Raw genomic sequence first — 10643 nt, forward strand, 5'->3', positions numbered from 1 at the left:
CCGTCCTCGGCGGCATTCGGCTTGACGGCGTTCAAATCTTGACGCTGCTCATGGCGGACTGATGAAGGAAATGGCCGCCGAAAGCACGACCACTTGCTGAATCGTCAATCCAGCCTCGCAGTGAAGACGTAGCCGACGCCACGCACAGCCTTGATGAATTGCGGTCGCTTCGGATCGATCTCGATCTTGCGGCGCAGCCGGACGATCTGGGCATCGATCGTCCGGTCGAAGGCTTCGAGGTTGCGGCCTCGGGTCAGGTCCATCAGCACGTCTCGGGTAAGGACTCGGCCAGCATGCCGCACGAAGGTTGCCAGCATGTCGAATTCGCCGGTCGTCAACTCGATGTCTGCGCCGTCAGGATCGAGAAGCTGGCGGCGGCTGAGATTGAGCTTCCAATCCTCGAAGCCGACGATCTCCTCGCCGGCCGGCTCGGCATTGCGTCCCGGAGATTGCCGGCGGCGCAGGATCGACTTCAGCCGTGCATGGACTTCCCGGAGGTGGAAGGGTTTGGCGATGTAATCGTCGGCGCCGATTTCCAGGCCGACAATCCGGTCGACGACGTCGTCGCGGCCTGTCAGCATCATGATCGGAACATCGGATTGGGCACGAATTTCACGGGCAAGCTCAAGCCCGTCCGCGCCGCCGGGAAGCACGAGATCAAGCAGGATGGCATCGAAATTCTGCTGACGCAGGCGCACCCGCATCTCGACCCCGTCGGAGGCAGACGAGACCGCATAGCCTTCGTCCTCGAAATAGCGCGTCAGCATCTGACGAATGCGCGGATCGTCGTCAACGACGAGAAGATGCGCGTCATGCTGAGGTATTGCCATCACCCATCCGTCAAGCCGTTGCTTGTTACAGACTGTTACTCAATTGCACGATCTTTAACACGCGCGGCATCGGTGTGTCACCAGCAGCCGGTCAATTGTCCTCATCGACAGCACAGAGGGAACAGTCATGCTGCAGGCAAACAATTTTCACCACGCCTTGGAAATCGCCAACGTGGCGCTTCTCGGCTCCGAGCCGAACTGCCTGCAGGCTCTTTTTAGGAAGCTGCCGATCGAACATCTGGCTACCGGCCAGTCGTTGTTCTTCGAGGGCGACGCCGCCAAGCACCTTTTCGAAGTGGTGGAGGGAGACCTGCGCATCTTCAGGATCATTTCCGATGGCCGCCGCGTCATCACCGGCTTCCTGCATGCCGGCGACATTGTCGGCGTGTCGCTGAAGGACCACTATCTCTACAGCGCCGAGGCCATCAGCGATACCAAGGTGCGCCGCTTCTCGCGCAAGGCTTTTGAAGCCGAGGTCAGCAACTCGCCCGAACTGCGGCCTGAGATTTTCGCCCGCCTTCGTGACGAGATGGCCGCCGCCCAGGACCAGATGGTGCTCCTGTCCTGCAAGGATGCCCAGGAGCGGGTCTGCAGCTTCCTGTTGAAACTGCTTCGCCGCCATCCCGGCCATTGCCGGTCCGGCGCCGTCGTCGAGCTGCCGATGACGCGGCTCGACATTGCCGATTACCTCGGCCTGACGATCGAAACCGTGTCGCGGACGATGACGAAGCTGACGAACAAGGGAATCCTGGTCTCGGCCGGTCGTCATTGCGTGCGCATCATAAAGTACGGGACGCTCGTGCAGTTCTCCGGCGACGATGAATATGATGGCGATGGCATGATCGCCTGCGCAGGAAGGTAGCGGCAATGATCCGAGGTTAAAGAGTGCTGGAATCAGCACGCAGCCGCCGCATGAAACAAGGTCATGCGACGCGCCTTCATGGCCCTGACATCCGGCGGCATTGAACGATATGCAGCCGGCATCCCCGCTACCGCGTCGGATGATTGCCACGCGCGACGCCAGTTGCGGACATCGTTTGCCGTGACCAGAACTACGTCGCCGCCGGCTTCCTTGGAACCGAGGCGGTTCGCCGCGATTTCGCAAAACGTGTCGGCGTGCTGAAGAAGGCGGACTTCCGTCGCTCGCGGTGGCGAGGCCACGGATAGCAATGCGCGCCTGGAGATAAAGACGGTTTTCGTATCCGCGCCGAAACGCACATCCAACCGTCCCGACTTGTCGCGTGCATTCAGACTTGCGGTAACGACGTCGTAGTGCACTTTCATCCCTCCAGTCATTGTCCTGCGTCGTATGCCCTGCTGCCGGCCATTGGCGCTCTCAAATTCTTTGCAAGTTACGACATCGGCGTAATGGCGCTTTGACCTCGGTCAACTCGACATCGTTTGCCATTCGACAGCAGCGGATATGGAATTTCGGCCTCAATGACCTGCGCCGGATGATTCACCGACTTTGATTTGGGACAAAGAAGGTCGCGCGCTTCGACGTCATAAAGCATGCTGTTTCTATCAGAGGATGCGACAATGTCCGACTGTTTGGTCGCCAAGTACGGCAACGCACGGCTCCCGCGCTACACCAGCTATCCCACGGCGCCAGCCTTTTCAGTCACCGTAGGACCGGATGAATATGCGAGGGGACTGGCAGACGCCGGAAAAGCCGGACCCGTCTCCGTCTATCTCCACGTACCGTTCTGCCGTTCGATGTGCTGGTACTGCGGTTGCCACACGAGCATTACCCGACAGGATGGCCCGGTTCGCGAATATCTGGATGTCATGAGCCAGGAGATCGAGCTTGTATCCTTTGCCGCCGGCAACGACGTCCTCGTAAAGAACGTTCATTTCGGCGGTGGCACTCCGACGATCATGAGGCCGCAGGAGTTTGCGGCAATGATGGCAAAGCTGCGAAGCGCGTTCCGGTTCGAGGCAGGTGCGAGCATCGCGGTTGAAATCGATCCACGCACGTTGGCTGCTCCCATGATCGAGGCGCTGGGCGAACACGGTGTCGATCGGGCAAGCCTCGGCGTTCAGAGCTTCGACCCAATCGTGCAGGATGCGATCAACCGAATGCAATCCTTCGAGCAGACGGAGACCGCGGTCGCCGGGCTACGCTCCGCGGGCATAGCCGGCATCAACTTCGATTTGATATACGGCCTTCCGAAACAGACCGTGCAATCCTGCGTCGAAACCGTAAGACTGGCCGTGCAACTTCGTCCGGAACGCTTCGCCGTTTTCGGTTATGCCCACATACCGGCCTTCAAGAAGCATCAACGCCTCATAGATGAAGCATCGCTTCCAGATGCGAAACAGCGAAACGAACAAGCCGAGGCCATCGCCAAAGAGCTTGTAAAGGCCGGATACGAGCGCATCGGGCTCGATCATTTCGCGCTGCCGGACGACCAGCTTGCGGTCGCCGCGCGCAATGGCAGGATGAGAAGGAACTTCCAAGGCTACACTACGGATGATTGCGACACGCTGATCGGCCTCGGTGCTTCGGCAATCGGGCGATTGCCGATGGGTTATATCCAGAACCATGTGCCATTGGGTTTGTATCAGGAACGGGTTGCATCCGGCATTCTGCCGACCGCCAAAGGATATCTTCTCACCGAGGAGGACAAGCTTCGCGCCAAAATAATCGAGCGGCTGATGTGTGATTTCGAAGTCGATCTCGGACAACTGTGCAAGGGGTCGGGTTTTGATACCGAATTCCTCATCGAACGAAACGATCGGTTCGGCGAACTTGTCGCCGATGGCGTCGCGACGATTTCCGGAGATCGAATTGTCGTCTCCCAAGACGCACGGTTCATGGTCCGCGCCGTCGCGGCGGCATTCGACGCGTATTTAGGATCACACGGGCGCACGCACAGCAGGGCTGCTTGATCCAGAAACCAATCCTTGATCGGTGTCCTACCGGCAGAATCGGAAATGTCGTCGCAAGATGTATTCCGCTATTCCTTTGATCGAGCGCAAAGAGTCCGCCGATGGGACAGCCTAGGTTCTCGCGAAAGAGGCGTTGCCTGCGCGGTTCCCGCCGCCGTGGCGATCGCCCGCCAGCTCGTTGCTGCAGAGGTAATAGGATGAAGAACCCAATCCCGGACAATTTCGGAGAACTCGAAAGCTGCTATGACCAGCTCATATCGTGGTGCGATGTGCTGCAGGCAATCGCCGACTTTCTGCCTTGCCATATCGATGAAGGCCTGTGCGGCCGTCTTTCGCGCGGTCTGATCCCGCTGTTGCAGACGACGCACCAGCTCGAAGAGCGCTCGATCTCGTCGGCGCTCGGGCTGATCATGGAGGTCGGGAAGCTGGCCGATGTGAAGGAAAGCCGGCAGGCCGGTCGTCGCTTCGATCATGATGCGGCGCAGCACGTCGTCTTCACGTTGGAAACTCTCAGCGAGGGACACTGCCGGCTCTCCTGGGAAGCCGTGGGATATCAGCTGCGTTCATTCGTCTGTTCAATGCGCAGGCATATCACGGCGGAACGGGAGATCATCAGATTGCTTCAACGGACAATGGGGGATGAACCTGCATCGTGTTCGCCCAACGCGACTGCTCAAACGGAAGCGGCCTGAACAACGCGCCGCAGCCGCAACGCTGCCAAAGACCTACGGTGCCGGCGATCGCGAAGGATTGCTGTGGGCTGAACATGACAGCTTCCATCGTGCGGGACGGCGCGCAAGCGCCGCCGTCCCGCATCTGCGGGTCAATCACTGGGTGATCTCAGCCTGGGTGATCCGTGCGAGGTCGGCATCCAGCCTCTTGCGCACCATGTTCGGCACCTTGGCGATCTTAATAGCCTCAAGATTGGTCGGGTTGTCGCCGACCTGGATCAATGCAACCATGCCCATGCCCACATGCGGCGTGCACTTCAAGACATATGCGCCCGGAATGTCGAACTTTGCCTGATACTGCTCGCTCGGCTTGGATTTGAACTCGGCTGCGCCACCGGGAATGAGACCCGTGAACGTCTCGACGTTGTGGCTCTTGTCCGTGGGAGTGAACGTGACAGTATCGCCGGGAGCGATCTTCAGGAAGCCGGGCTCGAATACCATCGTGCCGTCGGCGCCCTTGTTCAGCATCTGAACCTGATGGTCGGCAGCCATCAACGGTACGGCCGAAGCGATCAAGGCTGCCGTTGCAACGATCAAGCCGAATTTCAAACGCATTTGCATATCTCCTGTTCCGCGAGGTCCGATTTGGCCTCGCGAACATCTTTTAAGACATGCTGAATCCGGGTTCTTTGATGCTCGTCAAACGCGGGAGCTGGATGTCACTTCGCGTCGAGGAGTTCGCGGACCCTCAACGCCAGTTCCTTTGCGGTGTAGGGTTTGCGCAGCCATTGCGCACCCGGAACGGTATCCTTGCCTGCAAGTCCCGGTTCGGAATATCCCGACGTGAAGAGCACGGCAATGTCCGGCCGTAGAATACGCACTTCTCTTGCGAGTTCGTCACCCGTCATCCCGCCCGGCATCACGATGTCGGTAAAAAGCAACGCGACGTCAGTATTTTCCTTCAGGAGATCGAGCGCACGGTGACCGTTTTCGGCTTCACGCACCGTATAGCCCATCGAGGCGAGCCTGGCGACGGCCACGCGGCGGACGCGAGCGTCATCTTCGACCACCAGTACCACTTCGTCTCCTTGTGGCAGTTGGTTCTCACCGGAACCGTGGTCTGAGGCAGCCTCTTGAGGCTTGGCGCCGTGGATAGCGGGGAGATATATCCGGACTGTCGTGCCACGCCCCACCTCACTGTAGAGCTGGAGATGCCCGCCCGATTGCTTCACGAAGCCATAGACCATGCTAAGCCCGAGACCTGTGCCCGAGCCCACTTCCTTCGTCGTGAAAAATGGTTCTATCGCGTGCTTCCTGACCTCCTCGGTCATACCGGAACCGGTATCCGTCATTGTGACGAGCACGAAATTACCGCTGCGGAGCTCGGGGTACATTTTCGCATAGTCGGCATCGAGATACACCCTCGAGATCGTCGTCGTGAGACTGCCGCCCTTAAGCATGGCATCCCTTGCATTCAAAGCGATGTTCAGAATGGCGTTCTGGAGCTGCGAGCCGTCCACAAGGACATTCAGACCAGATCCATCGATGACGGTCGACAACCTGATATTTTCGCCGAGCGTTCGACGGAGGAGATCCGAGAAGCCACCCACGAGTTGACCAAGATCGGCGTGCTTCGGATTCAACGGCTGCCGTCGACCGAAAGCGAGCAATTGGGCCGTGAGCATCGCTCCGTCCTCCGCCGCGGCCTGAGCCTCTCCCAGAATTTCACGAAGGTTGCCGGGCGGCAGCTTGTCCTCGATCATTTCGAGATTGCCGCTGATAACGGTGAGGAGGTTGTTGAAATCGTGGGCAATGCCTCCGGTCAGCTGCCCGACGGCCTCCATCTTCTGCGCCTGACGAAGATCTTCCTCGATTTTGTAACGACTGGTGAGATCGCGGATAAAACCGGTGAATATCCGCTCTCCGTTTGCCGTCGCTTCACCGACATGGAGTTCCATCGGAAATTGCGACCCATCGGCCCGCTGACCGGTAACGACACGCCCGTAACCAATGATGCGTTTCTCGCCCGTATCGATATAGTGATCGATGTAGCCGTCGTGAGCATCGCGGTAGGGGTTCGGCATCAGGTTGCTTACGTTCCGGCCGCAAATTTGATCGGACGACATTCCAAACAGCCTCTCGGCGGCCTTGCTGAACGAAAGCACCACTCCCTTGTCATCGATCACCACCATGGCGTCCGGCACGGTGTCCAGGATTGAACTCAGATGCGCCTCGCGGGATTTGACCACCTCTTGGGCTCGCTTCAACGCGCTGACGTCGCTGTTTGTCTGTATGACGGCAAGATCTCCATCCGGCAAATTGACCAGCACGCAGCGAGACGCGACATGAATGTCGTGCCCGCTCTTGTGACGATGAACGATTTCACCCTGCCAGAAGCCGCGCGACTTCAGTTGGTTGCGGATGTTTTCCACCGGCTCGGGGAACTGCGTCGCCAACAGTTCGTGCACCGTCTCCCCAACGGCTTCCTCTCTTGCCCAACCATACATATTCTCACAGCCGATGGACCAATGCGTGATAGTTCCATCAAAACGATGGATCAGGATGTCAGCTCCGTCCAGCACGTGCACCATGGCATCCAGTTCCTGGGACGATACGGTTCTCGGTGATACGAGGCGGTGAGGCATGAAGGTTGATCCTGCGGCTTCGTTGCATCAGTGCAGGCTGACCCTATGACAGGATTTCTCCGAAAAATCATCAGCGTCACCGGACAACTGCGCCAGGCGAGCGAGATTGACGATTTGCAGGTCGTGCCTGCCCTCCGGAATGACGATTTTTCGCGATGCAAGTTTGGTGATGGTGCGAGACACAGTTTCAATGGTCAGACCGAGATGGTCGGCAATATCCTGCCGGTTCATGGGGACGCGCAACAGGCCCTGCGCCGACAAGGGACTGCTGCGAGACGCAAGCTTCAGGATGAAGCTGCACAGGCGCTCCTCGGCATTCTTCTTCGAGAGCAGCACCATCTGTTCGTGTGCAGCGGTCATCTCGTGGCAGAGCAGGGAGATGTATGCGGGATGAAGAGTATCCGACCGGGCGACGTCGTCATGGAAGCTCTTGCGAGATACGCGGCGAATCTTGCAATCGGTCACGGCCTCCGCCGTGAAAAGGAAATCGCTTGGCAGTGACGCGCCGATGAGGTCGCCGGCGAAGTGAAACGCGGTGATCACACGGCGACCGTCGCCGATGATGCGATGGAGGCGGACAACCCCCTCCACGATCTGGAAAAGATGTTTCGCTTCGTCGCCTTCCCGACAGATAGCCTTGCCGGCGGGGTAGGACTCCGCCACCGACGCGAAGAAGAGCGATGAGAGCGATTGACCAGCGAGGACCGTCTCGTTCGTCGTTTCCGCATGTTCGAACGCATGGCTTTTCTGCATCAGCATCGTCGTGTCCCCGTTGTCAGCAAGCGCATTAGAATGCCCCTGCGTCACACCGGAATGATCGGACGGTGCCAATGGGTGAAAGTTTGTAACAGTTTGTAACGACGGCGGTTCCGCCCCGGCTTACTGTCCGCCCGTTGATGTAGATCAAGGAGCAATCCCCGGCTTCGTGACAGTGCTGCCTCAATTACGAGAAAGCCGGCCGCGACGCGGTCGTCTGTGCACCGGGGACGACATCATGAATTACACAACGGAAACGATGGTGATCGCGGTCGCGGCGTTTCTAGCGCTGCTAGGAGCCGCATTCGCGCATGATCATCTCTTTGCAGTCCACATGGGCATACTTTGTTTCTGTCTCGTCGTCGGGACTGTTCTGCTGGTCAGGAATGTTGACTTTTCACCGGCGGGCCAACGGCAGAAAGTCGATGTATCGGGCTATTTCGACGAAGTGGTACGATACGGCTTGATCGCTACAGTGTTCTGGGGCGTGGTCGGTTTCCTCGTCGGCGTCGTCATTGCGCTGCAGCTGGCCTTTCCCGACCTCAACATCGCGCCCTATCTCAATTTCGGAAGGCTGCGGCCCGTTCACACGTCGGCGGTCATCTTCGCCTTTGGCGGCAACGCCCTGATCATGACGTCGTTCTACGTGGTGCAACGCACCTGCCGTGTACGTCTTTTCGGCGGCAGCCTGGCTTGGTTCGTATTCTGGGGCTACCAGCTTTTTATCGTGATGGCTGCGACCGGATATGTTCTCGGAATTACCCAGGCCCGTGAATATGCCGAGCCTGAGTGGTACGTCGACCTCTGGCTGACCATCGTTTGGGTCGCCTACCTCGCAGTCTACCTTGGAACGATCCTGAAGCGCAAAGAGCCGCACATCTACGTGGCAAACTGGTTCTATCTCAGCTTCATCGTCACCATCGCGATGCTGCACGTCGTCAACAACCTGGCGGTTCCCACCTCGTTCCTGGGCTCGAAAAGCTACTCTCTCTTCTCGGGTGTTCAGGATGCGCTGACCCAATGGTGGTACGGCCACAATGCCGTCGGCTTCTTCCTCACCGCCGGCTTCTTGGGCATGATGTACTATTTCGTGCCGAAGCAGGCCAACCGCCCCGTCTATTCATACCGGCTTTCGATCATCCACTTCTGGGCCCTGATCTTCATGTACATCTGGGCCGGCCCGCATCATTTGCATTACACCGCACTGCCCGACTGGGCCCAGACGCTCGGCATGGTTTTCTCGGTGATGCTCTGGATGCCTTCCTGGGGCGGCATGATCAACGGTCTGATGACGCTTTCGGGCGCCTGGGACAAGATCCGCACCGATCCGATCATCCGGATGATGATCGTCGCCATCGCCTTTTACGGCATGTCGACCTTCGAAGGCCCGATGATGTCGGTGAAAACAGTCAATTCGCTCAGCCATTATACCGAATGGACGATCGGTCACGTGCATTCCGGCGCTCTCGGCTGGGTGGGAATGATCACCTTCGGGGCGATCTATTACCTCACGCCGAAGCTATGGGGACGCGAGCGTCTCTACAGCCTGCGGATGGTCAACTGGCACTTCTGGCTCGCAACCCTCGGAATCGTCATCTACGCCGCCGTGCTTTGGGTTGCCGGCATCCAGCAGGGGCTGATGTGGCGCGAGTACAATTCCCAGGGCTTCCTCGTCTATTCCTTCGCGGAAACGGTCGCGGCGATGTTCCCCTACTACGTGCTGCGCGCGGTCGGCGGAACGCTTTACCTGGCGGGCGGTCTCGTCATGGCCTGGAACGTGTTCATGACGATCCGCGGCCACCTGCGTGACGAGGCTGCGATCCCCACCACTTTCGTGCCCCAACCACAGCCTGCCGAGTGAGGTGAGACATGACATCGATACTTGATAAACATCAGATCCTCGAGAAGAACGCGACGCTTCTCCTCGTCGGCTCGCTGCTCGTCGTGAGCATCGGCGGCATCGTCGAAATCGCACCGCTTTTCTACCTGCAGAATACGATTGAAAAGGTGGAAGGCATGCGGCCATATACGCCGCTCGAGCTGGCGGGGCGAAACATCTACATCCGCGAAGGCTGCTACCTCTGCCACAGCCAGATGATCAGACCGTTCCGCGACGAGGTCGAACGTTACGGTCATTACTCGCTCGCGGCCGAGTCCATGTACGACCATCCCTTCCAGTGGGGCTCCAAGCGGACCGGGCCGGATCTCGCCCGCGTCGGCGGACGCTATTCGAACGAATGGCACGTCCAGCATCTCGCAAACCCGCGGGCGGTCGTGCCGGAATCGATTATGCCGAGCTACGCCTTCCTCAAGGAGCGGGAGGTGACGGTCAAGGATATCGGCATGGACCTCAAGGCCAACGAGGACGTGGGCGTGCCCTACAACGACGACATGCTGGCGAATGCGGAAGCCGACATGAAAGCCCAAGCCGATCCGAATGCCGATACGACGGCGCTGCTTGCGCGCTATCCAAAGGCGAAAGTCGGCGATTTCGACGGCGATCCCGCCAAGCTGACCGAAATGGACGCCCTGGTGTCCTACCTGCAGATGCTCGGAACGATGGTCGATTTCTCGACCTATGACGATGCGACCGGCTATCGGTGAGGCGATCATGGAAACCTACACTGCAATGAGACACTTCGCTGACAGCTGGGGCCTTCTGGCAATGGCGGCATTCTTCGTCGGCGCGGTTGTGTTCACCCTTCGCCCAGGCAGCAAGCGGACGGCGAAAGAGGCCGCCGATATTCCCTTGAAGGATGATTGAGATGTCGGAAAAACATATCGATGAATTTAGCGGCGTCGAAACGACCGGACATGAATGGGACGGCATCCGCGAACTCAACAATCCG

12 protein-coding genes are annotated in these 10643 nt (G+C 58.6%); 7 read left to right on the forward strand and 5 right to left on the reverse strand.

Annotated features, from left to right (window positions below; all coding sequences use genetic code 11):
* Positions 1 to 104: 104 nt before the first annotated feature.
* Positions 105 to 830, reverse strand: a complete 726-nt coding sequence (locus EFB14_RS23110; RefSeq protein ID WP_126829024.1) for a response regulator — start codon at positions 828 to 830, stop codon at positions 105 to 107.
* Between the two features lie 127 nt (positions 831 to 957).
* On the opposite strand from EFB14_RS23110, the gene EFB14_RS23115 reads away from it, so the two are divergent.
* Positions 958 to 1692, forward strand: a complete 735-nt coding sequence (locus EFB14_RS23115; protein ID WP_126829025.1) for a Crp/Fnr family transcriptional regulator — start codon at positions 958 to 960, stop codon at positions 1690 to 1692.
* Between the two features lie 32 nt (positions 1693 to 1724).
* Here the strand turns inward: EFB14_RS23115 and EFB14_RS23120 are convergent, their stop codons facing one another.
* Positions 1725 to 2108 (reverse strand): hypothetical protein, encoded by a 384-nt coding sequence (locus tag EFB14_RS23120; protein WP_245438287.1) that lies wholly within the window; start codon positions 2106 to 2108, stop codon positions 1725 to 1727.
* Between the two features lie 261 nt (positions 2109 to 2369).
* Between EFB14_RS23120 and hemN the strand changes: the two genes are divergently transcribed.
* Together hemN and EFB14_RS23130 are read left to right on the forward strand one after the other, a co-directional pair.
* A complete protein-coding gene (gene hemN / locus EFB14_RS23125) occupies positions 2370 to 3722 on the forward strand; it encodes an oxygen-independent coproporphyrinogen III oxidase (protein WP_126829026.1) in 1353 nt (450 codons plus the stop codon).
* 197 nt (positions 3723 to 3919) lie between these two features.
* Entirely contained in the window at positions 3920 to 4414 is a 495-nt protein-coding gene (locus EFB14_RS23130; RefSeq protein ID WP_126829027.1) for a hypothetical protein, read from the forward strand.
* 135 nt (positions 4415 to 4549) lie between these two features.
* On the opposite strand, the gene EFB14_RS23135 is transcribed toward EFB14_RS23130, so the two are convergent.
* The 3 genes from EFB14_RS23135 to EFB14_RS23145 form a co-directional block, all read right to left on the reverse strand.
* A complete protein-coding gene (locus EFB14_RS23135; RefSeq protein WP_126829028.1) occupies positions 4550 to 5008 on the reverse strand; it encodes a pseudoazurin in 459 nt (152 codons plus the stop codon).
* Between the two features lie 104 nt (positions 5009 to 5112).
* Entirely contained in the window at positions 5113 to 7038 is a 1926-nt protein-coding gene (locus tag EFB14_RS23140; RefSeq protein ID WP_126829029.1) for a PAS domain S-box protein, read from the reverse strand.
* 27 nt (positions 7039 to 7065) lie between these two features.
* On the reverse strand, positions 7066 to 7797 hold the full coding sequence (locus EFB14_RS23145; protein ID WP_126829030.1) for a helix-turn-helix domain-containing protein: 732 nt from the start codon (positions 7795 to 7797) through the stop codon (positions 7066 to 7068).
* Positions 7798 to 8032: 235 nt separating this feature from the next.
* Between EFB14_RS23145 and ccoN the strand changes: the two genes are divergently transcribed.
* From ccoN to EFB14_RS23165, 4 genes are all read left to right on the forward strand, one after another.
* Positions 8033 to 9655, forward strand: a complete 1623-nt coding sequence (gene ccoN, locus EFB14_RS23150) for a cytochrome-c oxidase, cbb3-type subunit I (RefSeq protein ID WP_126829031.1) — start codon at positions 8033 to 8035, stop codon at positions 9653 to 9655.
* 8 nt (positions 9656 to 9663) lie between these two features.
* Positions 9664 to 10398, forward strand: a complete 735-nt coding sequence (gene ccoO, locus EFB14_RS23155) for a cytochrome-c oxidase, cbb3-type subunit II (protein WP_126829032.1) — start codon at positions 9664 to 9666, stop codon at positions 10396 to 10398.
* Positions 10399 to 10405: 7 nt separating this feature from the next.
* The gene (locus EFB14_RS23160; protein WP_126829033.1) at positions 10406 to 10558 is read left to right on the forward strand and encodes a cbb3-type cytochrome c oxidase subunit 3; all 153 of its coding nucleotides are present in this window, start codon (positions 10406 to 10408) and stop codon (positions 10556 to 10558) included.
* Position 10559: 1 nt separating this feature from the next.
* The coding region (locus EFB14_RS23165) for a cbb3-type cytochrome c oxidase N-terminal domain-containing protein (RefSeq protein WP_164737569.1) at positions 10560 to 10643 on the forward strand (84 nt) is incomplete at its 3' end.

It is taken from the genome of Rhizobium fabae, assembly GCF_003985135.1.
GTDB lineage: Bacteria > Pseudomonadota > Alphaproteobacteria > Rhizobiales > Rhizobiaceae > Rhizobium > Rhizobium pisi.

Excerpts from the sequence above, each read along its gene's own strand:
- EFB14_RS23145 (WP_126829030.1), bottom strand. The coding sequence starts at position 7,797 with ATGCTGATGCAGAAAAGCCATGCGTTCGAACATGCGGAAACGACGAAC.
- ccoO (WP_126829032.1), top strand. The coding sequence starts at position 9,664 with ATGACATCGATACTTGATAAACATCAGATCCTCGAGAAGAACGCGACG.
- EFB14_RS23130 (WP_126829027.1), top strand. The coding sequence starts at position 3,920 with ATGAAGAACCCAATCCCGGACAATTTCGGAGAACTCGAAAGCTGCTAT.
- ccoN (WP_126829031.1), top strand. The coding sequence starts at position 8,033 with ATGAATTACACAACGGAAACGATGGTGATCGCGGTCGCGGCGTTTCTA.
- EFB14_RS23115 (WP_126829025.1), top strand. The coding sequence starts at position 958 with ATGCTGCAGGCAAACAATTTTCACCACGCCTTGGAAATCGCCAACGTG.
- EFB14_RS23140 (WP_126829029.1), bottom strand. The coding sequence starts at position 7,038 with ATGCCTCACCGCCTCGTATCACCGAGAACCGTATCGTCCCAGGAACTG.
- EFB14_RS23135 (WP_126829028.1), bottom strand. The coding sequence starts at position 5,008 with ATGCGTTTGAAATTCGGCTTGATCGTTGCAACGGCAGCCTTGATCGCT.
- EFB14_RS23110 (WP_126829024.1), bottom strand. The coding sequence starts at position 830 with ATGGCAATACCTCAGCATGACGCGCATCTTCTCGTCGTTGACGACGAT.
- hemN (WP_126829026.1), top strand. The coding sequence starts at position 2,370 with ATGTCCGACTGTTTGGTCGCCAAGTACGGCAACGCACGGCTCCCGCGC.
- EFB14_RS23160 (WP_126829033.1), top strand. The coding sequence starts at position 10,406 with ATGGAAACCTACACTGCAATGAGACACTTCGCTGACAGCTGGGGCCTT.